Origin of the sequence: Desulfovibrio sp. SGI.169, from assembly GCF_050313595.1 — a bacterium.
In the GTDB taxonomy this organism is placed as follows: domain Bacteria; phylum Desulfobacterota; class Desulfovibrionia; order Desulfovibrionales; family Desulfovibrionaceae; genus Desulfovibrio.
The window spans coordinates 1-22069 of sequence record NZ_JBNPLS010000015.1 but is presented as its reverse complement, the minus strand read 5'-3'; the positions used below and the strand labels follow the sequence as shown (position 1 = coordinate 22069).

At 63.9% G+C, this 22069-nt stretch carries 18 protein-coding genes, 3 tRNA genes and 1 pseudogene; 11 read left to right on the top strand and 11 right to left on the bottom strand.

Annotation, left to right across the window (positions count from 1 at the left end; all coding sequences use genetic code 11):
* Positions 1-159: 159 nt before the first annotated feature.
* From ACQRA4_RS08940 to ACQRA4_RS08910, 7 genes and pseudogenes are all read right to left on the bottom strand, one after another.
* Positions 160-235, bottom strand: a tRNA-Gly gene (locus tag ACQRA4_RS08940).
* 143 nt (positions 236-378) lie between these two features.
* A tRNA-Tyr gene (locus tag ACQRA4_RS08935) sits at positions 379-464 on the bottom strand.
* A 50-nt stretch (positions 465-514) separates the two neighbouring features.
* Positions 515-590: transfer RNA gene (locus ACQRA4_RS08930), tRNA-Thr, on the bottom strand.
* A gap of 186 nt (positions 591-776) precedes the next feature.
* Positions 777-1559: pseudogene (gene prmC, locus ACQRA4_RS08925) on the bottom strand (peptide chain release factor N(5)-glutamine methyltransferase); the annotation flags it as partial.
* A 1-nt stretch (position 1560) separates the two neighbouring features.
* Complete coding sequence (gene lon, locus ACQRA4_RS08920) at positions 1561-4155, bottom strand: endopeptidase La (RefSeq protein ID WP_427822729.1); 2595 nt, start codon at positions 4153-4155, stop codon at positions 1561-1563.
* Between the two features lie 21 nt (positions 4156-4176).
* A complete protein-coding gene (locus ACQRA4_RS08915) occupies positions 4177-4869 on the bottom strand; it encodes a JAB domain-containing protein (protein WP_427822728.1) in 693 nt (230 codons plus the stop codon).
* A 219-nt stretch (positions 4870-5088) separates the two neighbouring features.
* Positions 5089-6066 (bottom strand): peptidoglycan glycosyltransferase, encoded by a 978-nt coding sequence (locus tag ACQRA4_RS08910; protein ID WP_427822727.1) that lies wholly within the window; start codon positions 6064-6066, stop codon positions 5089-5091.
* Between the two features lie 205 nt (positions 6067-6271).
* Between ACQRA4_RS08910 and ACQRA4_RS08905 the strand changes: the two genes are divergently transcribed.
* Both ACQRA4_RS08905 and ACQRA4_RS08900 read left to right on the top strand, forming a co-directional pair.
* A complete protein-coding gene (locus ACQRA4_RS08905; RefSeq protein ID WP_427822726.1) occupies positions 6272-7012 on the top strand; it encodes an SPOR domain-containing protein in 741 nt (246 codons plus the stop codon).
* Between the two features lie 192 nt (positions 7013-7204).
* On the top strand, positions 7205-8671 hold the full coding sequence (locus ACQRA4_RS08900; RefSeq protein WP_427822725.1) for a catalase: 1467 nt from the start codon (positions 7205-7207) through the stop codon (positions 8669-8671).
* Positions 8672-8772: 101 nt separating this feature from the next.
* Here the strand turns inward: ACQRA4_RS08900 and ACQRA4_RS08895 are convergent, their stop codons facing one another.
* Genes ACQRA4_RS08895 through ACQRA4_RS08880 form a run of 4 tightly spaced genes read right to left on the bottom strand, consistent with a single transcriptional unit; the run spans position 8773 to position 11779 of the window.
* Complete coding sequence (locus ACQRA4_RS08895; RefSeq protein WP_427822724.1) at positions 8773-9243, bottom strand: hypothetical protein; 471 nt, start codon at positions 9241-9243, stop codon at positions 8773-8775.
* A gap of 52 nt (positions 9244-9295) precedes the next feature.
* Entirely contained in the window at positions 9296-9838 is a 543-nt protein-coding gene (locus ACQRA4_RS08890) for a flavodoxin family protein (protein ID WP_427822723.1), read from the bottom strand.
* A gap of 54 nt (positions 9839-9892) precedes the next feature.
* Complete coding sequence (locus ACQRA4_RS08885) at positions 9893-10885, bottom strand: aldo/keto reductase (RefSeq protein WP_427822722.1); 993 nt, start codon at positions 10883-10885, stop codon at positions 9893-9895.
* Between the two features lie 42 nt (positions 10886-10927).
* Complete coding sequence (locus ACQRA4_RS08880) at positions 10928-11779, bottom strand: aldo/keto reductase (RefSeq protein WP_427822721.1); 852 nt, start codon at positions 11777-11779, stop codon at positions 10928-10930.
* A 423-nt stretch (positions 11780-12202) separates the two neighbouring features.
* Between ACQRA4_RS08880 and ACQRA4_RS08875 the strand changes: the two genes are divergently transcribed.
* The 9 genes from ACQRA4_RS08875 (at position 12203) to ACQRA4_RS08835 (ending at position 21961) form a co-directional block, all read left to right on the top strand.
* Positions 12203-13141, top strand: coding sequence for an AraC family transcriptional regulator N-terminal domain-containing protein (locus tag ACQRA4_RS08875; protein ID WP_427822720.1), 939 nt, complete (start codon positions 12203-12205; stop codon positions 13139-13141).
* Between the two features lie 95 nt (positions 13142-13236).
* Entirely contained in the window at positions 13237-14232 is a 996-nt protein-coding gene (locus tag ACQRA4_RS08870) for an efflux RND transporter periplasmic adaptor subunit (protein WP_427822719.1), read from the top strand.
* Positions 14229-16028, top strand: coding sequence for an ATP-binding cassette domain-containing protein (locus ACQRA4_RS08865; RefSeq protein ID WP_427822718.1), 1800 nt, complete (start codon positions 14229-14231; stop codon positions 16026-16028). The genes ACQRA4_RS08870 and ACQRA4_RS08865 overlap by 4 nt, the downstream gene beginning before the upstream one ends.
* 253 nt (positions 16029-16281) lie before the next feature.
* Positions 16282-17409 carry an ABC transporter permease gene (locus ACQRA4_RS08860; RefSeq protein ID WP_427822717.1) on the top strand — a complete coding sequence of 376 codons (1128 nt, stop codon included), beginning with the start codon at positions 16282-16284 and terminating at the stop codon, positions 17407-17409.
* Between the two features lie 2 nt (positions 17410-17411).
* Positions 17412-18560 carry an ABC transporter permease gene (locus ACQRA4_RS08855; protein WP_427822716.1) on the top strand — a complete coding sequence of 383 codons (1149 nt, stop codon included), beginning with the start codon at positions 17412-17414 and terminating at the stop codon, positions 18558-18560.
* 170 nt (positions 18561-18730) lie between these two features.
* A complete protein-coding gene (locus ACQRA4_RS08850) occupies positions 18731-19357 on the top strand; it encodes an MBL fold metallo-hydrolase (RefSeq protein ID WP_427822715.1) in 627 nt (208 codons plus the stop codon).
* Positions 19354-19980: a flavodoxin family protein gene (locus ACQRA4_RS08845; RefSeq protein ID WP_427822714.1), complete on the top strand. Its 627-nt coding sequence runs from the start codon at positions 19354-19356 to the stop codon at positions 19978-19980. Before ACQRA4_RS08850 ends, ACQRA4_RS08845 begins: the two co-directional genes overlap by 4 nt.
* The gene (locus ACQRA4_RS08840; protein WP_427822713.1) at positions 19977-20780 is read left to right on the top strand and encodes a ComF family protein; all 804 of its coding nucleotides are present in this window, start codon (positions 19977-19979) and stop codon (positions 20778-20780) included. The genes ACQRA4_RS08845 and ACQRA4_RS08840 overlap by 4 nt, the downstream gene beginning before the upstream one ends.
* Before the next feature lie 128 nt (positions 20781-20908).
* Positions 20909-21961 carry a DUF4198 domain-containing protein gene (locus ACQRA4_RS08835; RefSeq protein ID WP_427822712.1) on the top strand — a complete coding sequence of 351 codons (1053 nt, stop codon included), beginning with the start codon at positions 20909-20911 and terminating at the stop codon, positions 21959-21961.
* Positions 21962-22069 lie beyond the last annotated feature (108 nt).

Here is a 22069-nt window from a genome sequence, read left to right as displayed (position 1 = left end):
TTTCACGCATGGTTGCCATCTGGCGACGCTTGTTCCTCGCGTAACGGCAGGCAGATGGAGGAGCCGCCCGGCGGCCGACGCCATTGCCCGCATTCAGTCCCTGGTCACCAGGGAACGTGCATTGGCTGACAGGACTGAGGGGATTGGATTCTGCAGGAATGGAGCGGGAAACGGGATTCGAACCCGCAACCCTCAGCTTGGAAGGCTGATGCTCTAGCCGTTGAGCTATTCCCGCACACTGGCGGTGCTGTCGCTGTACGTCAAACCGCGTTTGACGGCTACCGCACCGTAGTTTCCCGACAGTCGCGCTGTCTCCTACAGCCAAGGCAGTTTGTCAAAACCAGCCGCCGACCGCCTGAAAATGAAAGGCGGAAGGGGTGGTGGAGGGGGGTGGATTTGAACCACCGAAGTCTTACGACGACAGATTTACAGTCTGTTCCCTTTGGCCACTCGGGAACCCCTCCACACATGCCGCAAAGGTCTGCCCGCAGGCGGGCCTTTGTTCAGCTTTTTGTGGAGCTGGCGATGGGACTCGAACCCGCAACCTGCTGATTACAAATCAGCTGCTCTGCCAGTTGAGCTACGCCAGCGGCAAGAAGGTGTCTTAAACGGTTCCGCCGTATTTGGCAAGTGAAAAGTGCGTTTCCCGACAATTTTTTCGGAAAAAGCCCAAAAAAATTTTTGATCGCGCGTTTGCGAAACGCGTTTTACACTTTTCGGGCCAGGGCGCAACGCTCCAGCCCGGCCAGGTCGCGGCGGACGGCAATGCCGTCAAAGACGCGCGCGCTGGACAGAATTTGCCGTACCGCCGCCCCCTGGCGCGCGCCATGTTCCAGAAGCAGCAGGCCGCCGGGCCGAAGAACGCGGGCGGCCTGACCGATGACGGCGCGCAGGTGGGCCAGACCGGCCTGGGGCGAAAAAAGCGCGCTATGTGGTTCATGGCGCAGCACCTCGTCCATGACCTCGTTTCGCTCGGCTTCGGCTATGTACGGCGGATTGCTGACCACCAGGCCGCAGGACGCGGCCCGCAGCGGCACGGCGCGCATGTCCGCCCGCAATGCGCCCAGCCGCGTGGCGGCCCCCAGCCGCATGGCGTTTTCGCGGGCCACGGCCAGGGCCGGCGCGCTGAGCTCCAGCAACAGACCGCGCCACTGCGGGCGCTCCAGACAAAGGGTCACGCCAATGCAGCCGGAGCCCGCGCCCAGGTCCGCAAACAGCAGAGAGCGCGGCGCGGGCAAAAGCTCCAGGGCCGTTTCCACCAGAAGCTCCGTTTCCGGACGGGGAATGAGCGTGTCGGGCGTGACCAGAAAGCTCCGGCCGAAAAACTCCCGCGCGCCGAGAATATGGGCCAGCGGCTCGCCCGTTGCGCGCCGGGCCGTCAGAACGTCCAGAGCGCGAATTTCCGCCAGCGTGAGCTCGCGTTCAGCCTCCAGCACGCGGTGCGTCCGATCCAGACCCAGCACATGGCCGGCCAGCAGTTGCGCGCAGAGGCGGGGGCTGTCCACCCCCGCCTCTGTCAGTTGCCGTGCGGCATTGTATTCATACTCTCTCAGGCGCACGTCACGCCTCGGCGGGACGCGGCGCGCGCCCGCGACGTGTGCCGGCCGGGACAGCCGGACGCGCCGGGCTTTTCCCGCGCGACGCGGACGCGGCCTTTCCGGCCTGCGTGTTGCGCGCCCCGCCCTGCCTGCCCTGTTTTTCAAAGACCAGGGGCGGAAGCTCATCATAATGATGCACCGGGTGCACCTTGATGCGCCTGAGCAGTTCCCTGGGCACGTCTTCCAGGTCCTTGACGTTCTGCTGCGGGATGATCACATGCTTCAGGCCGCGCGCCACGCCCGCCAGTATTTTTTCCTTGATGCCGCCCACGGGCAGCACCCGCCCCTGCAGGGTGATTTCGCCGGTCATGCAGAGGTCGGCCCGCACCCTGCGCTTGCTGAGGGCCGAAATCAGGGCGGTGGTCAGTGTCACGCCCGCCGAGGGGCCGTCCTTGGGGGTTGCGCCGGCCGGGACGTGCACATGAATGTCCTGCTTGTCGGCAAAGGAAGGATCCACCCCCAGTTCTTCCGCGCGGCTGCGGATGTAGCTCAGGGCCGCCTGGGCGCTTTCCTTCATCACGTCGCCCAACTGCCCGGTGAGGGTCAGGCCGCCCTTGCCCTTCATGACGGTGGCCTCAACGGTAAGCACTTCCCCGCCGGCCGGGGTCCAGGCCAGACCCAGAGCCATGCCGGGCATGAGTTCCTTTTCTTTTTCGTCTTCCACAAAACGGGGCGCGCCGAGAAGTTTTTCCACATCGCCAGGCTCAACCCTGAAGGGCGGCTTTTTGCCTTCAGCCTTGCGCCGGGCCAGTTTGCGGCAGATGGAGGCCAGTTCGCGTTCCAGGTTGCGCAGGCCCGCCTCGCGCGTGTACTCCCTGATGACCTTTGTCAGGGCCGCGTCACTGAGCGCCACATCTTCCCCGGCCAGGCCGTTTTCCGCGATTTTTTTGGGCAGAAGGCGCTTGCTGGCTATCTCGGCCTTTTCCTGCATGGTGTAGCCGGGCAGGGAGATGACCTCCATACGGTCGCGCAGGGCCGCCGGAATGGTTTCCAGCTGGTTGGCCGTGCACAAAAACATGACCTTGGACAGATCAAAGGGCACATTCAGATAATGGTCGCTGAAGGTGTGGTTCTGTTCCGGATCCAGCACTTCCAGCAGGGCCGAGGAGGGGTCGCCCCGGAAGTCCGTGCCCAGCTTGTCCACCTCGTCCAGCACGATGACCGGATTACGCGCGCCGGCCTGCTTGATGGCCTGAATGATCCGGCCCGGCATGGCGCCGATGTAGGTGCGACGGTGACCGCGAATTTCGGCTTCATCGTGCATGCCGCCCAGCGACAGACGCTGGAACTTGCGGCCCAGAGCCCGCGCGATGGAGCGCCCCAGCGAGGTTTTGCCCACGCCGGGAGGGCCCGCGAAGCAGAGGATGGGCCCCTTGGACTGCGGGTTGAGCTTGCGCACGCTGAGGAACTCCAGAATGCGATCCTTGATTTTGTCCAGCCCGCAATGGTCCTCATCCAGAATCTGTTTGGCGTGGGCGATATCCAGGCGGTCGCGCGAAATCTTTTTCCAGGGCAGTTCCGCCAGCCAGTCCAGATAGGTGCGCACCACGTTGGCTTCTGAAGAATCGGCATGCATGCCGGCCAGGCGGCGCAACTGCTTGTCGGCCTCGGCGCGCACCGCCTTGGGCAGACCGGCCTTGTCCAGAGCCTTTTTCAGACCGGCCAGATCGTCTTCGCCCTCTGGCTCGCTTTCGCCCAGTTCCTGCCGGATGGCCTTGAGCTGCTCGCGCAGAAAGTAATCCTTCTGGGCCTTGTCCATGCCCTCGCGGGCCGAACTTTGAATGCGGGCCTGCACGGTGGCCACCTCCACCTCGCGCTGAAGCTGGGCGTTGACCAGGGTCAGCCGTTCCAGAGGATTTTCCGCCTCCAGAATGCGCTGAGCGTCAGCGATCTTCATGCGCATGTTGGCGGCGATAAGGTCCGCCAGACGGCCCGGATCGTCCACGCCCTGCAATACGGCCAGCACGTCCGGCGAGGCCAGGCCGCGCAGGGTGAGCACCTTTTCGCTCTGATCGCGCGCGGAGCGCAGCAGGGCCTCCAGTGTGGCGTCGGCCTGGGGCGTGACTTCGGAAAGGGGCGCGATGCGCGCCTCCAGATAGGGTTCCACCTGGCTGTAGCCGGTAATCCGCGCGCGGCTCACGCCCTGAACCAGAATTTTTATCCGCGAGTCCGGCATTTTGAGCAGGCGCATGATCTGAACCACGGTGCCCACATTGTAAAGGTCCGCCGGGGCGGGATCGTCGGTGCTTTCCTCGCGCTGGGCGCAGACCAGAAGGTGGCGTCCGTTTTTCAGGGCCGATTCCACGGCCTGCACGGATTTTTCGCGACCGATGAAGAGCGGCAGAATCATGTAGTTGAATATGACCACATCGCGCACCGGCAGCACGGGCAGCATGTCGGGAATACCCTGGGGCGCGGCGTCGGCGCTGTTTTCATCGGGCAGATCCGGCGCGGGCGCCGCGCTCTGCACCGCGTGGCCGTCGCTGTCCACGGCGGATTCGGCGACGCCGGAAGCCTGCTCTTCATGAAGCGGATGATTTTTTTCATTGTCTGCCATATATATTCTCCCTGACTGCCTTCAGATGCGTTTGCACTGCGTTATGCTGTAGCAGTCTCCCTCTGTGACGATGACATGATCCAGAAAGCGCAGGCCCATGCGCGGGGCCAGCCGTTGCAGTTCCGCGGTCAGCATGAGATCCGGCTGGGAAGGCCCGGGATTGCCGCCGGGATGGTTGTGAACCAGAATGATGCCGCTGGCCTTGTGCGTAAGCGCCGCCTCAAGGACATCCCTAGGCTGCACGGGCACCTCGCCGATGCCGCCGCGCCGCAGACGCTGCCAGAATATCAGCCCGTTGCGCGCGTCCACCAGGGCCAGCCAGCATTCCTCATGCGCGCAGCCGGCCAGGCGGCTTTGCGCCATGCGGGCCACAGCCTCAGGCGTGCCCAGAATCCGGCGCTTGCGCGCCGCCGAGGCCGCATACCGGGCCAGCACCTCGCGCTGAACCCGCCAGAGGGCCATAAGCCCCGGCCCGAAGCCGGGCACTTGCGTCAGCTCGTCCTGCCTGGCGTCCAGTACGCCCCGGATTGTGCCGAAACGCCGCAGCAAGTCCTTGGCCAGCGGCTTGGTATCCTTGCGCGTGAGCCCGTAACCGAGCAGAAGCTCCAGCACCTCATAATCCGCCACGGCAAGAGGGTCGTGTTTCAGGCGTTCACGCAGGCGGGCGCGGTGCCCGCTGTGCGGCGGGGCGGTGAGGTCGGTCTTCGCTGACATAAGGTAAGCAGTCTTGCCCGGAATGCAAGAGGGGTGAATTTTACAAAGTCACGCTTTTAGCGGATTTTGGGCGAAAAGTAAAAGAAAAGCGCGTGGAATGGCCCGGAAAAAGACCGCGCGCCCGTGCCGCGTCCCTCCCGCTGACGCCGCGAAAGCCGCCCGGACAGGGCGGCGCGGCTGAAAGCCCCGCCGCGGCAGGACAAGCATGAGCGACAGCGGCTATCGGCCGCCTTCGCCACCCCGGTAGGCGGCCACATCCACCAGCAGGGTCATGGAACTCTGGCGCAGGGTGAGAGTGAAAAGCTGCACGTCGCGTTGCGGCGCGTCGGCGTCGACCAGCGCGGGCAGCATGCTCGCCGGGGCCAGCATGACGGTGGCCTCGCCCCGGCCTGATTGCAGAAAGCAGCGCAGGGCCTGGTGCAGAATGTCTTTTTGCCTGGCCGTGTCCTGGTCGGTCATTTCCGTAAAATTCATGTCCAGGCCGGGCAATTCCGCCTGCCACGGCGCATAGCCCTGGGCGTAGAGCGTTTGCAGCAGGCTGTCCAGCGTGGCGGCGGTCAGCTCACGGCGCAGTTCCAGATGCCCCAGGCGGTCATGGCCGCTGGGGCTGGAGTCGGCGCCGGCGGGCTGGCCCGGCGCGAGGCGCGCGGCCCAGACCATGCCCGCGAAGCCCAGGCTTGTCAGCACGGCGTCGTTGTCGTCGCGCGGAGAATCGGGGGCCAGCAGAGAGCATACCTCTTGCATGGTCATGCCGGGGCGGAACTGGTTCAGCGAGCAGACCGGGCGGCTGAGCCCAGCCGGCAGCAGACTTTGCACCGTGGCGGCGAGATGCCGGGAAATATTGTCGCTTTGTTCCAGAATCAGGCAGGCGGTGTGCTCGCCGCAGAAGGTCAGGCGACGCGCCTGGTTCAGGGGCACGGCTTTGAAAAACCAGAAGGCCAGGCCCGTATCCACCCGCAGATCCGCCGTGCCGCCCGGGTTTTCGATGTCGTCCCGCGCGCCGGGGGCCATGTCCAGCCGCGCGAAATACATGCTGCGGCCCTGGCGGAAACGGATATTGAGAAGATCATGCCTGCTCTGATTGCTGATGGTCAGGCTGGCCGTGGGAGAGGCCGAGGGCCTTTCCGCCGGAAAGGCCCAGGCAAGGGCGCAAAGCAGAAGCGGAAGCAGAAAAACGCGGCGGCGCGCAAGTTTCATGGCGGAACTCCGGTTGGAGATGGCGGCGTCCGCGCAGTGTAGCAGAGGGCGGGGGCCGTCGGCAAGACGCGCCGCCTGCCGAGCGGCGCCCTGAAGCCTCTCTCTTTACGCTGGCGGCGCGGGCTGCTATGGTGCGGGCAATGCCCGTGCCGGAAGACGCGCCAGCGCGGCGGAACGGCAAAAAGTAAAAATGCAAGGAGCAAGCATGTCCCCCGCTTCCCGCTCGTCCACATCCGGGCAAGACAGCCCCAAGAGCGCGCTGCGCCTGCGCCCCTCGTCGCTGGCGGCGGCCTGTTTTCTGGTACTGGCGGCCGTTGCCCTGTCCTATGTGGGCGGGGTCATGAGCGGACGCGCCTATGCCGTCAGACACGCGGCCACGCCGGGCATGGAGCGGCCCTCGGCGTCGGACGGCGATATGCCGCCGGACTTCCTGGCGCAAGGCGTGGAAGCGGTGCGGGACGGCGCGGATGCGGGCCAGAAGATTCTTGCCCCGGAGGATCTGCTTTTCGCGCGGGCCCTGCGCAATGACAATGCCGCGCGGCAAGAGCCGAAGCCGGGCGCGCCCGCGCGCCCGGCGGCAGCCCTCAATGGCGCGCCCGACCCCCGGGCTGGGCAGAACGGCCCGGCCGCGCCGGCCGGCGCTCCGGCGACGCCCTTTGCCCCAGCCGTGCCGGAAGGCCAGACCCCCCTGGCCGCGCCCGCAGCCGTCATGTTTGACTATGTTTTCCAGGTGGGCGCTTTCAAGGATGAAGAAAGCGCGGACAGCCTGCGCCAGCGCCTGGAGGGCAGAGGGCTGCGCACCCGCATGCAGCGTGACGGCAAGCTTTTTCTGGTGCTGGTGCTGCTGCGCGGCGACGCCTCCCGCGCGGCTGAAGTGCCGCGAATTACGGAAGAGCTGCGCCTGGGGCAGCCCATTCTGCGCAGCCGCAAGCCCGCCATGCCCTGAGCGCTTGCGCGAGGCCATCGCGTATCCTCCTGAAATAAAAGATGATCGACAAAAATGCAGAAAGCTTTTTGTAAATAGTAATAATTACTATTTACAAAAAGTCGCTGTCGCGCTACAGTTTTCAAGGTCAAGACGGCAGACGCAGAGCCGTTTTTTCACCGGATTCTTTCGAATAAAGCAAGGAGGAAAACCATGAGCGACACCATAAAGAACAAAAACCTGCTTACCACCAATGCCGGCGCGCCGGTGTCTGACAATAATCATGCCCTGACTGCGGGCCCGCGCGGCCCCATGCTCATGCAGGATGTCTGGTTTCAGGAGAAACTTGCCCATTTCGACCGCGAAGTGATTCCGGAACGGCGCATGCATGCCAAGGGTTCCGGCGCATACGGCGTCTTTACCGTGACCCATGACGTGACCCAATACACCAGGGCGTCGCTTTTTGCCGAGATCGGCAAAAAAACCGAGGTGTTCGCCCGTTTTTCCACAGTGGCGGGCGAGCGCGGCGCCGCTGACGCGGAGCGCGACATCCGCGGCTTTGCCGTCAAATTCTATACGGATCAGGGCAACTGGGATATGGTGGGCAACAACACCCCGGTCTTTTTTTTGCGCGACCCTCTCAAGTTCCCCGACCTGAACCATGTGGTCAAGCGCAACCCGCGCACCAATATGCACAGCGCCAAGGACAACTGGGATTTCTGGACTCTGCTGCCTGAAGCTCTGCATCAGGTTACCGTGGTTATGAGTGACCGCGGCATTCCGGCTTCCTATCGGCACATGCACGGTTTCGGCAGTCATACTTACAGCCTGATCAACGCCAAAAACGAACGCTTCTGGGTCAAGTTTCACTTCAAAAGCCAGCAGGGCATCAAAAATCTCACGGACGCCGAGGCTCAGGAGCTCATCGGACGTGATCGCGACAGCCATCAGCGTGACCTGTTCGAGCATATCGAAAAAGGGGATTTCCCCCGCTGGACCTTGTATTTTCAGATCATGCCCGAGGAAGACGCCGAAAAGTTGCCCTATCATCCTTTTGACCTGACCAAAGTCTGGTATCACAAGGATTACCCGCTTATGGAAGTGGGTGTGCTGGAGTTGAACCGCAACCCGGAAAATTATTTCGCTGAAGTGGAGCAGGCGGCCTTCAATCCCGCCAATCTGGTGCCCGGCATCGGCGTTTCGCCTGACAAAATGCTTCAGGGCCGCCTGTTCTCCTACGGCGACGCGCAACGCTACCGCCTGGGCGTCAACCATCATCTGATCCCGGTGAACAAGGCGCGTTGTCCCTTCCACAGTTTCCACCGCGACGGCCGGATGCGCGTGGATGGCAATTACGGCGGCCATACCAGCTATGAGCCCAACAGCGAAGGGGCCTGGCGGGAACAGAGCGAGTACGCCGAACCGCCGTTGAAGATCAGCGGCGACGCGGCCCGCTGGAACTACCCCTGCGACGATGCCGATTATTTCGAGCAGCCCGGCAGGCTTTTTCGTCTGATGAGCCCGGAGCAGAAGGAAGCCCTGTTCGGCAATACGGCCCGCGCCCTGGGCGACGCCCCCAAAGAGATCAAGCTGCGCCACATCCGCAACTGCGCCAAGGCCGACCCGGCATATGGCGCGGGCGTGGCCAGAGCCTGCGGCATTGCTGAAAGCGAAATCTGAATGTCAGCGTAGTTTCCCCGTTGCGGCGGCATGCCCGCGCCGCCGCTGACGCCCCGGCCCCCTCAGGCTGCAAAGCCTGAGGGGGAAGAAGGCCCCGCCGCTCAGTGGGGCAGCAGGCCGGGGTGTTTTCTGCTGCGCAGGCCGGCCAGCAGGGCTTCGGCCGGAGCCGCGCCGCCTGAGCGCAGCACGGCGAGGTAAAGCCCGGTTTCGCGTTCCGCGCTGACGATGCAGGCCGTGTCCACGCCCTGAGCGTCTTTGCCGCTGAACATCCAGCGGCCGTCCCGGCGGCGCGCCGCTTCGCGCACGCCCGTGGCCGCGCGCAACAGGCCGGCCACATCGGCGGCGTCCGGCGGCCCGGCGGTTTTGCCCACCAGCAGGCTTACCTGACTCCCGGCCTCGTCATTGCGCAGCCGCAAGACCCATGTGCCGCTCAACTGCCGGGGGGCTTCGGCGCGCCAGCCCGGCGTGAGGTCCAGCTCAAACCAGCCGTAATCCTCGGCGTGAACCGGCGCGGCGGCCAGCAGAAGCAGCAGCGCGAGCAGCGGACGGAAGCGGAAACGGATATTTCTCATGACGCGTTCAGGACAGCATGCCGGGCGGACGCTGTCAAGGCCGCGGCATGTTTCAGACCTCTTTTCCCATGGCGCGAGCCGCCGTGAGCGCCGCGACATTACGGCGGATGTCGCCCGGCGCCGTTGCGCCGACGCCCCTGACCACCCCCTTGAGGCGCGCTTTTTCAAAACAGGCGATCCATCCCTGCAGTCCGTTTACCGCGCCGTCCACCGCGCTTTCATCATCCTCCGCCGCGGAGGCCAGCAAATAGATGTCGCGGAAAGCATAGTCAGCCGTAAACAGCGGGTTGGCGCGGTCGAGCATGGTTTTCATCTGGCCGCACATCTCATAGTAGTAAATGGGCGTGGCAAAGGCGATGACATCCGCGGCCAGCATATTCCGCGCGATGGCGTCCGCGTCGTCATGAATGACGCAACGTTGTGTTTTCTGGCAGGCCAGACAGCCTTTGCAGAAGCCGATGGCTTTATCATACAGACGGATTGTTTCCACCTGATGGCCCGCTTCACGCGCGCCCCCGGCAAATTCGTCAGCCAGAATTTCGGAATTGCCGCCCTTGCGCGGGCTGGTGGAAATAATCAGAATCTTCTTGCTCATGACGTTGTTCCCCAGGGTTGATAATGGCAGAATCTTTCTGTTGACCTTCCGGGCTCATCGCGCCCGTACCGTACCCAGGCGCGCGATGTCCTCATCCGTCCTGTTGCCGTGAATGGCGATGGCGCCAAGCGCACGTTCCAGCGCGGCGAATTCATCATCCGACAGGGACACGTCAACCGCGCCCAGATTTTCCACAATCCTCTCTTCCTTTCGCATGCCGGGTATCGGCACGATGAAGTCTTTCTTGCGCAACATCCAGGAGAGGGAAATCTGCGCCGGTGTGGCTTTTTTGGCCTCGGCATACTCATGCAAAAGATCAAGAAGAGGCTGGTTGGCCTTCACGTTTTCTTTGGCGAAGCGCGTAATGACGCGGCGCACGTCGTCGCCCTCATAGCGGGAGTCCTGACCGTATTTGCCGCTCAGAAACCCGCTGGCCAACGGCGAAAACGGAACAAAGCCGATGCCAAGTTCTTCGCAGGCCGGAATGACATCCTTTTCAAACATCCGCTCCATCATGGAATATTCGCTTTGAATGGCGGCAAGGGGTGTGACGGCATGGGCGCGTCGCACCTGGTCTTCCGAGGGTTGGGACAGACCCCAGCCGCGAACCAGCCCTTCGCGGATAAACTCGCCCATCCATCCGGCCACGTCTTCCAGCGGACAATCGCCCGGCACACGATGCAGGTAGTAAAGATCAATATAGTCTGTGCCCAGCCGCCGCAGGGAGTCTTCCAGCGCGTACCGCACGCCCGCGCGGCTCAATTTGTCCGCATCCTGTCCGGGCAGGGGAAACGGGCTGAACTTGGTGGCCAGCACAATCTCTTTTCTGAAAGGAGCCACGGCCTTGCCTGTCAGTTCCTCATTGACATAGGGGCCATAGACTTCGGCGGTATCATAAAACGTGCAGCCCAGCTCAAAAGCCCGGCGCATGAGCCGGATGGATTCCGCTTCTGGCGGCACGGCCCCGTAGCCGTGGCTGAAGCCCATGCAGCCCATGCCTATGGCCGAAACCGCCAAACCGTTTTTCCCCAGTATCCGTGCCTGCATGATGTTTTCTCCTTTTTGGCATATTGTGCCGGTGAAACCGCGTCAGATGGCATAGCGGACGCCGCCGAGCCATTCCACAATTTTGGGATCATGGTGCGAGAAGAAACAGCTTTTTCCGGTATCCAGCCCGGCGATGCGCTCCATGTCCGTATCGCTCAGAGCAAAATGGAAGATGTTGAAATTCTGCTCCATGCGTTCCCGATGCACAGACTTGGGAATTGCCACAATGCCGCGCCGCATAAGCCAGCGCAGGACAACCTGCGCCACGGAAACGCCATGTTCATGGGCGATGTCCTTCAGGACAGCATCCTCGAAAAGATTGTTGCGTCCCTCGGCAAACGGTCCCCATGACTGCATCTGTACGCCTTTTTCACGCATGATGCGCTGGTCTTCCACGCGTTGGCAGAAAGGATTGACCTCAACCTGATTGATGGCGGGAACAATCTCATTATGCGCCACAAGATCAATCAGCCTGTCGGGCATGAAATTGCACACGCCAATGGCCCGAACACGGCCTTCATGGTACAGCTCCTGCATGGCCCGCCATGCGCCGTAATAATTGTTGAAGGGTTGATGAATGAGATAGAGGTCAAGATAGTCCAGTCCGAGGCGGTCAAGCGACTTCTGGAAGGCCGCCTTTGCGCTCTCATATCCGGTATCCTGAATCCAGAGCTTGGTCGTGATGAACAGCTCCTCGCGCGCAATGCCGCTCTTGCGCAGCGCGTTGCCCACGGCTTGCTCGTTCATGTAAGCCGCCGCGGTGTCGATGAGACGATAGCCCACGGCCAATGCATCGCTGACGGCCTGTTCGCATTGCGTCGCGTCTTCAATCTGGTATACGCCAAAACCGAGCTGAGGCATTTGCAAGCCGTTATTCAGGGGAACATATTGCATGCCGTTTTGTCCTTTGATAGAGTGAGTGTAAGTCATGTTATTCAGCAAAATCCCTGTTGAATGAGCCTGAGCCAAGTGTCTGACTGCAAAAATGCCGCGCAGCATTCCGCGAAGAATTTTTGCAGGATCGTTCGCGAAAAAAACGTGGTTTTTTGCGAACGAACCCGGCTACGCCTGTCATGTCTACTTTTGCAAGTGGACATTAGCAGGGGCCTGAAGGCGACGATAGCCCCATAAGTCTACACTTTTTGCCTGATTCTCTACGGACTGAAAGTTTGCGACGGCATGAGCGCTTGCCGGGCGGGTTTTTTTGACGCCGCCTCGCGCTTGCCTGTACATATACGGCATGGGCTGAACGCTTTGGGCTTGAAGCGGCGTCGCGCGGGCGCGCAGGCGACGGCGCGTCAACAGCGGGGTAAAATCATGGCGGAAAATTATCGGTTTGATTTTGAAAAAAGCCGCGCGGCTCTTCAGAGCATTTTGCTCCGGCGTCTTCCCGTGGATGGCGATTACCCGACGTCTGTCAGCGGTTTCATGCTTCATCGCTACAGCCACGGGCACGCGCCCAGGGCGAATTTTTACGATCCCGTGATCATCGTTGTCGTGCAGGGCAAAAAATGGGTTCGCATCGGCATGGAGGATATCCAGTATGGCGAACAGACCTGTTTTATTGCCGGCATCAACATGCCGGCGACAAGCTGCGTGATGGAAGCCAGCGAAGACAAGCCTTTTCTCTCCATGTCGCTGGGGCTGGACAGGAGCATTCTGGCCGGTCTGGCGGCCAGGGTTCCGCCGGTCGAGGAAGATCGCGCGCCAACCTCCGCCGGGGCCGCTGTGCAGGAGGTCAGCCCGGAGTTGCTTGACGCCTTCCTGCGCCTGCTCGAACTGCCGGACAGGCCCGGACAGGCGGAAGTGCTGGGGGATCTGATCCGGCAGGAAATTTATTTCAGGCTGCTGGCGAGCCCTTTCGGACGTCATCTGCGCCTGCTGAATACTCTTGGTTCCCAGAGTCACCAGATCAGCAAGGCCATCATGTGGCTCAGAGAGAATTACAAAGAGTCCTTGCATGTGGAGAAACTGGCTGGTCGTCTGAACATGGCCACCTCCACGTTTCACAAGTATTTCAAGGCAATCACAACGCTGAGTCCTTTACAGTATCAGAAGCGCCTGCGCCTTGGCGAAGCGCAGCGCCTGATGCTTTCCGGCGAGTGCGACGCCACCCGGGCCGCGTTCGCCGTGGGCTATGAAAGCGCGACGCAGTTCAACCGGGAATACAAGCGGCTTTATGGCGAGTCGCCGCGCAAGGACATCATGAAAATGAAAAACGCGGCGGAGCCCCGCCCATCCCGGCCGCATGCCTGAAGCCGCCCGCGGGGCGGCGCCAGGGCGGGAAAGCCCGCGCACGGCGGTCGCCGGCCGGCAACGGAAGGCGCAACTTCAACTCTCTGGAATAAAAAATGTCTGTTCCCCGAAAAATACGAATCATCGCCGTTCTGGCCGCTCTGGCCGCGATTGGGCTGCTGGCCTGGCATCTGCTCGGCGCGCGGCGGGACGGAGGGCTGACGGTATACGGCAATGTGGACATCCGGCAGGTGGACTTGAGCTTCCGCGTGGGCGGGCGTATTGCGACCGTGCTGGTGGACGAGGGCGACGCGGTGGTCGAGGGCCAACCCCTGGCCCGGCTGGATGATGACCTTCTGCTTCGGCAGCGGGACAGGGCCGCCGCCAGGCTTGCCGGACAGAAGGCCGATCTGGCCCGGCTGGAGCGCGGCTATCGCGTGGAGGAAATCGCCCAGGCCCGCGCTTCGGTGGCGGCGGCCACCGCCGTGGCGGAGAATGCGGGCATCAACCTGAGGCGCGTCATGGCCATGCGGGCCAACAACGCCATTTCCCAGAAAGAGCTGGACAACGCCCGCGCGGCGGATCGTGAGGCGACGGCCAGACTGCGCTCGTCTCAGGAACAGCTGGACATGCTCGCCTCCGGCTACCGTGAAGAGGATGTGCTGAGTCAGCGCGCCGCCGTGGCCGCCGCCGCCGCTGAATTGAGCCAGGCGGAAATACAGGTGCGCGACGCCGTGCTCGTCGCGCCGCAGCGGGGCATTATTCTGACCCGCGCCCGCGAGGCCGGGGCCATTGCTCAGGCCGGGCAGACCGTCTACACCCTTGCCCTGACCAATCCCGTCTGGCTGCGGGCCTATGTGGACGAGCCCAATCTGGGCAAGGTCAAGCCGGGCATGCCGGTGCGCGTGAGCGTGGACGCCGCGCCGGGCAAGAGTTTTCCCGGCACGGTGGGTTTTGTTTCGCCCACCGCCGAGTTCACGCCCAAAACAGTGGAGACCCGCGAGGTGCGCACCGCCCTGGTCTATCGCCTGCGCGTTCAGGTCGAGGATCCGGAAAACGTCATGCGCCAGGGTATGCCCGTGACCATCGTCCTGGAGCCGGCCACGCCATGACGCCCGGCGTTGCGCCCGTTACGCGGGAGAATCTTGATACGGCGGTGCGGCTGGACAATCTGCGCATGAGCTTCGGCAGGGGCGCTGCGGCGGTGGAAGCGCTCAGGGGCATTGAGGCGGTCATTCCCGCCGGGCGTATTACCGGCCTGGTGGGGCCGGACGCGGCGGGCAAAACCACCCTGATACGCATTCTGGCCGGCTTGATGCGGCCCTCCGGCGGGACGGCCCTGGTCTTCGGGCGGCCCGCCATGGAGCTGGCCCGGCGCGAACCCAACAGCATCGGGTACATGCCGCAGCGTTTCGGCCTTTACGAAGACCTCACGGTCATGGCCAATCTGCGCCTGCACGCCAGTCTGCGCGGTCTTGCGGGGCAGGCGCGCGATGAGCTTTTTCACAGGCTGCTGACCTTCACTTCGCTGGCGCCGTTTACCGGGCGGCTGGCCGGGCGGCTTTCCGGCGGCATGAAGCAGAAACTGGGCATCGCCTGCGCCCTGCTGGGTTCGCCGCGTCTGCTGCTGCTGGACGAGCCGGGCGTGGGCGTGGACCCGCAGTCGCGCCGTGAGCTTTGGAACATGGTGCAGGAGTTGAGCCACGACGGCATGACCGTGATCTGGTCCACAGCCTATCTGGACGAGGCCGCGCGCTGCCCTGGCGTGATCATGCTGGACGCGGGCAGAGCGCTGTTTGCCGGGCCGCCGGAGGAGCTGACCCGCCGGGCGGAGGGCAGGGCATATTTGCTGCGCTGCGCGGCGGACAGCCAGGGGAGCGGCGCGGGGCGTCGCGAGGCTCTGGCCCGCTGGAGCATGCGCCCCGGCGTGGAGGACGCTCTGATTCAGGGCAGCCGTTTACGCCTGGTGCTGGCCGCCGACGCGCCCGACGACCTGCGCGGGGATGTGCTGGCCCAGGGCGGCGAACTGACGCCCCCGCGTCTGGAAGATGCCTATATGAGCGCTGTGGGCGGCATCAGTCAGAAAACCTCGCCCTATGGCCGGGTGGTCGTGGAAGAACGCCGCGTCGCCCTTGAGGGGGGCGCGGAGGCCGCGGCGCGCCCCCGCATCGCGGCCCGCAAGCTGACCAAAAGATTCGGCGACTTCATTGCGGCGCGCGACATCAGCTTCGAGGTGCGCGCCGGAGAGATTTTCGGTCTGCTGGGCCCCAACGGCGCGGGCAAGTCCACCACCTTCCGCATGCTTTGCGGCCTGTCGCGGCCCAGCGCGGGCGACTGCGCGGTGGACGGCGTGGATCTGCTCAGGGCGGGCAGCGCCGCGCGTTCGCGCCTGGGCTACATGGCGCAGAAATTTTCACTCTATCCCGACATTCCGGTCAGGGAAAACATCAATATTTTTGCTGACCTCTACGGGCTGGACAAAAAACGCCGGGACGAACTGCTGCCCGTGCTGGCCGAAGCGCTGGAGCTCAAAAATTTTCTGCATGGCCGTACCGGGGCGCTGCCCCTGGGGCAAAAGCAGCGCCTGGCGCTGCTCTGCGCCACCCTGCACGAACCGCCGGTGCTCTTTCTGGACGAGCCCACCTCAGGTGTGGACGCGCGCACCCGGCGCGACTTCTGGAAGCATATTCTGGCCATGACCGCCGCCGGGGCCTCCGTGCTGGTGACTACCCATTTCATGGAAGAAGCCGAATACTGCGACCGCATCGCGCTCATTTATCGTGGCTCCATGATCAGCGTGGGCACGCCGGACGAGCTCAAGGCATCGGCTGCGAACCTGAAAGACCCCACGCTGGAGGAGGCCTTTATCGCCAGCATAGAGCGCTATGACAGGGAGCACCCCTTGTAGCGCGGCGCGCGGCCAGTGCCCTGTTTGCCTCCGGTCGGAACGCGGGGCCCTGACTGCCTCGTGAAAATCGGGGCAGAGACGATTTGCCCGCCGCGGTCGGCAAGACCCGGCCGAAAGCGTGCCGGGCGCGCCGGCTCTTGAAGCCGGCGGCGATTCGGTCTACCACAAGGAAAGACCTGTTTTTCCCGGCGTCAGGGGCGGAACGGGCCGTGGCCTCCGGGAGGCGTGAACCGGTCGGAAAGACGCAAGAAACATGAAGCGAAATCTCTGGCTGCGCCAACTTTTTGCCCTGATGGGCAAGGAATTTCAGCAGATTGTGCGCGATCCCTCCTCCTATCTGGTGGCCGGGGTTATGCCGCTGACCTTTCTGCTGCTTTTTGGTTTCGGCATCACTCTGGATGCGGGCGTTCTGCGACTGGCCGTGCTGGATCAGAGCGGCGGCGGGCGGGCCTTGTCCCTGGCGGCGGACTTTGCCCATTCGCCCTGGTTTGAAACCCGGCCCGTGGGCGACATGAACGAGGCCGCCCGGCTGATGCGCGACTCGGATGTGCTGGGCATTCTGGTCATCCGCCGGAATTTCGATCAGGAGCTGGCGCGCGGCGGCGTGGGCGGCCTGCAACTGCTGGTGGACGGCTCCGAACCGAATACGGCCCAGTTTATCCAGAGCTACAGCCAGGGGCTGATCTCCAACTGGCGGCGCGCCTCCCTGCCCGGCGGCGCGGCGCTGGAGCCGCCTGTCAGGGCTGAAACGCGCTTCTGGTACAACCCCACGGCCAAAAGCGCGCAATTTCTGGTTCCCGGCGCCATTACCGTGATCATGACTCTCATCGGCGTCCTGCTGACTTCCCTGGTGTTTGCCCGCGAGTGGGAGCGGGGCACTATGGAGGCCATGTTCGCCACGCCCGTAAGCCGGATGCAATTGCTGCTGGGCAAGCTGATTCCCTATTTCTGCATGGGCATGTTCAGCATGGCGCTCTGCGCGGTGGCCGCCGTGACGCTCTTCGACGTGCCCTTCCGGGGCTCGCTGTGGGCGTTGCTGCTTTTGTCCTCGGTATTCATGCTCAGCGCCCTGGGGCAGGGCCTGCTTATTTCGGTGAGCCTGCGCGGACAGCTGGCGGCGGCGGAGGCCGGGCTGTTTTCCGGCTTTTTGCCCGCCTTGCTGCTTTCGGGCTTTGTTTTCGACATCAACAGCATGCCGCCCGTATTGCAGGCCATCACCAGACTGCTGCCGGTCAGCTATTTCAACACCTGCCTGAGAACCATCTTTCTGACCGGCGACGTCTGGAGCGTCTTCGGGCCGAGCCTGCTGTTCATGGCTTTGCTGGCCGCCGTGCTGCTGGGGCTGGTGTACAGAAACCTCGTCAAACGTCTGGATGTCTGAAGATGGCCTTTTGCGGATGCCCTCGTCTGAACCGGCGGCGCATGCTCACCATCGTGCGCAAGGAATTGCTGGTTCTGCTCTGCAACCGCGTCTCGCGCATGCTGATCATTGTGCCGCCCCTGGTTCAGATCGTGATTTTCGGCTGGGCCGCCACCATGGAGGTGCGCAATGTGGATGTGGCTGTGCTGAATCACGACAATGGCCGTTGGAGCCGTGAAATCATCCGTCGCCTGGAGGGGTCGCCCACCTTTCGGAGCATGCGCTTTCTGCCGTCCGAGGCGAGCATCCGGCCCGTGCTGGAAAGTCAGGAGGCGCTTTTCATCATGACGTTCGACCAGGAGTTTTCCCGTCGGGTGGAGCGGGGCGAGCCCGCTGAAATGCAGGCGATTCTGGACGGGCGGCGTTCCAACGCGGCCCAGATCGCGGCCTATTACCTTAACCGGATCATTGAGGACATGGCCGCGGACACGCCTCTGGGCCGGGCCTCGGCCACGGCGGCGGCCGTCGCGCCCCGTCTGGATGTGCGGATGCGTTGCTGGTTCAACCCCAACCTGGAATTTCAGTGGTTTTTTCTGCCCAACCTCATCGGCATGCTCAGCCTTATGCTGGGGCTGGTGGTCACCGGTCTGTCCGTGGCGCGCGAACGCGAGGTGGGCACCTTTGATCAGCTTCTGGTCTCACCGGCCACGCCCACGGAGATTGCTCTGGCCAAACTGGCCCCCGGCTGCATTGTCGGCCTGGTTCACGGCACCTTCTTTCTGCTGATCACGGTATTTGGTTTTGGCGTGCCCTTTACGGGCTCCGTGGTTTTGCTTTACCTGGCCATGCTGGTCTTTGCCGCGGCTTCGGGCGGCATGGGGCTGATGGTATCCTCCCTGTCCGCCACACAGCAGCAGGCATTTCTGGGGGCATTCACCGTGGGCGTGCCCTGCATCCTGATTTCAGGCGCGGTGACGCCCATCATCAATATGCCGGTCTTCTTGCAGCACGCCAGCCAGTTGAACCCCCTGCGCCATTTCACGCTCATCAGTCAGGGCGTTTTTCTGAAGGACATCACTTTCGCGGCAGCGGCCGCGAGCCTGGGCAAGATTGGCCTGATCAGTCTGGCGACCGTAAGCGTGGCCGTGCGGATGTTCAAGCGCCGCGCCTGACGGGTCGGATTGTTCGCATCAAGACGGATATGCCGGGCGGCAGCGCCACAACGCCATCCCCGAAAAAAGAGCCTTTCTGTCTGAAGGCCCGCCGCGCCGGCTCTTGCCCGTGTCGCCCCCCTGGTATAGCATGCGGCCATGTATTCACATTTTCCCGCAGAGGACATCACATGCCTGTAGCCACCTTCCCTCTGGGCCCCTTGCAGACCAACAGCTATCTTATCCACAACGCCGACCGGGCCGTGGCAGTGGATGTGGGCGGCGACCCCGCGCCCATGCTTGCATACCTGACGGAGCACAAGCTTGCCCTGGCCGCCATTTGCCTCACCCACCGTCACTTTGACCACCTCTATGGCGTGGCTGAGCTGGCCAAAGCCGCCAAGGCCGCGGTTTACGCCCCCACGGGCGACGACAGCCTGGCTGAAACCGAATCCGGCAAGGGCGGCATCTGGGGCTTCCCGCCGGTGCCGCCTTTTGACAGCCTGCCCATGCCCACGGGCCAGACCGATTTCGGCGGCATGGAATGCCGGGTGCTGGAGACGCCGGGGCACACGCCGGGCGGCGTGTCCCTGTACTTTCCGGCGGAAAGGCTGGTCTTCACCGGCGACGCGCTCTTTTACCGCTCCATGGGCCGCACGGACTTTCCGGGCGGCGATCAGGCCACCCTGCTGCATTCCATCACGGAAACGCTTTTCAAGCTGCCTGACGACACCACGGTCTATCCCGGTCATGGCCCGGCCACCAGTATTGGCGACGAACGCAGAAACAACCCCTTCTGCGGCGAGTTCGGGGCGTGAGGCAAATTCTGGCGCTTTTGTGCAGCCCCCGGCCCGACGGCGTTTCCGACAGCCTGGCCCGCCTTTTCGCCGAAGGCGCGGCCGAGGCCGGAGCCGGAGTGCGCCTTGAGCCCCTGCGCCGCTACGCCATCGCCCCCTGTATCGGCTGCGGGGCCTGCGCCCGCCCCCCGCACAACTGCGTGCTGGCCAGGGGCGACGATCAGGCCGAAGAGCTGTTTGCCCTGTTTCAGGCCGCGCCCCTGGCGCTGCTGGCCGCGCCCGTCTACTTTTATTCGCTGCCGGCCCGCTTCAAAGCCTTCATCGACCGGGGGCAGCGTTTCTGGGCCGCTCGCTCGTCAAGCGTCGCCGGGGCGGGCGACTCCCGCCTTTCGCCCAAACCCGTGCTGGCGGCCCTGGCCGCCGGCAGGCCGCGCGGCGGCCAGTTGTTCAACGGCGCGTTGCTGACCCTCAAATATTTTCTGGCTCCGCAGAATGCCAGAATTCAGGACACTCGCCTGCTGCGCGGCCTGGACAGGCCGGAAGACCTGTGGGCGCGCCCGGCGGTCTGCGACGCCTTGCGCGCCTGGGGGCGGCATTGGGGGGAAAGGCTTGCGGCTCTGGCGCAAGACGGGCGCGCGCGGTGATTCCCGCTGTTCTGCGGCGCTGGGGCCATATTCTGGGGCTGAGCCAGACGCGTTGCGTCCACTGCCTGCGCCCCTTCTCGCCTGTGGCGGACGCCTGTGGAGGAACTTTCGCCGGCAACGATCCCGCGGGGGCCGCCGCGCCTCTTTGCCCGGAATGCCGGGCGCTGTTTTCCCCATATCGCGGGCCGCGCTGCCCGCGTTGCGGCCTGCCCACGGCGGAGGCCAGCGCGGCGGGCCAGGGCGATGCCTTATCCCGTCCTGGCCCAAACAGCCGTTGCGGCCAATGCCTGAATGATGACCCGCCCTGGAACAGTCTGGCCTGCTACGGCCTGTATCGCGACGCCATGCGTGACGCCTTGCTGCGGCTCAAGTTTGACGGTGAGCTCTCCCTGGCTCCCCTGCTCGGGGCCTGCCTGCTGGAAGCTTCCCGCTGTCTGCCGCGCCCCGACGCGCTGCTGGCCGTGCCGCAGCACCCGGCCCACCTGCGCCGCCGGGGCTTCAATCAGGCCCACGAACTGGCCAGGGTTCTGCATGGCCTGACGGGCCTGCCGCTGCGCCCGGACTTGCTGCGTCGCACAATGCCGGGCCGGCGCCAGGCGGGATTATCCGCCGCCATGCGCCGCCGCAATATGCGTGACTCTTTTCAGGCCGCGCCCCGGGCCAGTGGCCTGCGCCTCTGGCTGATTGACGACGTAATGACCACAGGCAGTACCCTGGCGGCGGCCAGTATGACCCTGCGCGCGGCAGGCGCGCTGGAAGTCAGCGCGCTCTGCGTCGCCCGGACGCCGAGGCATGGCTGAAGCCCCGCCGCATGACAACGTCCGACCCTTTTGCTATGCTGGACGTGGCGCGACGCCCTGACCACAAACGCCGCGCCCGCGTCCGCATCTTCGCGCGGCGCGGGCTTGTAATGCCCTTGGGAGTTCCTATGCCTCGTGCTTTGTTCTCTCTTCATTGCCCGCTATCCTGGTCGCTTTCGTCCTGTCTGCTCATGGCTGTTCTGCTGTGCGGTCTCGCGGCCGCAGACGCCGCTCCAGCCCGGGTGACCCTGCTGGTGCCCAGCCAGCCCGGCATTGAAGCCCCGGCCAAAGTCGCGCCTGACGCCGCCCAGGCCCCCAAGCCGCAGCAGGCCGGGGACAAGGGCGGCCAGCAGGCCAGCGGGCAGGTGACGACCCCGCCCGTGGCCAGGGCCGCGGAATCCAACGGGCGCAAGGCCGCCAGCCCGGCAGCCGCCGACGCGGCCGGGGGCGAAGAAAAAGCCCAGCCGCCCTCCATCAGCGAAGAAGTGGACGTGCTGATCAGCATGATGCGCCCATTCCGGCATGAGGGCCTGCCCATGGATATGCCGCAGCTTTTCGCGGTGCTGCGCTATGACCATCAAACGCCTGTCAAGGAGGGGGCGCTTCAGCCCGAACGGCATGATCTGCTGGGCGACATGGAGGAAATTCACTATCTGGATCAGAAGGCCTGGGGGGCCAATGTGGCCTTGAGCCGGCCCGGTCTCTATCAGTTCATCATTGAGGCCCGCCCTTGGTGGGATGCCGCCCGCGACCGCTTTGTGCAGCATTACGTCAAAACCACCCTGCCCGTGTACGGCATGGATCGAGGCTGGGAACTGCCCGTGGGGCAGCGTTTCGAAATCCAGCCCCTGACGCGTCCTTTCGGCCTGACCGCCCCGGCCTTCTTTTCAGGCCGCGTGCTGTTCAACGGCGCGACATTGGGCAACGCGCCGGTGCGCATGACCCGGATCAACACGGACGGGCAAATCGCGCCCACGCCCTGGCATGAGGAACTGGCGGCCCGCACCGACAGCGAGGGCCAGTTTGCCTTTGTGCTCAATCAACCTGGGTGGTGGTGCTGCGCGGCCGCCGCCGCCGGAGACCCCCTCAAGGGACAGGACGGGCAGCCCAAACCCCTGGAACTGGGCGCGCTGTTCTGGCTGTATGTGGACGGCCCGACCGCCGAGGCCCGCAAGCGCTGAGGCGCTCCGGCTCACGGCGCGAATTTTTCGCGGGTCAGGGGCAGGCGGCCCGCCGGCCTGCACCGCGCAGCGCGATAAAAGTGAATATTATATATAATTATTTGATTT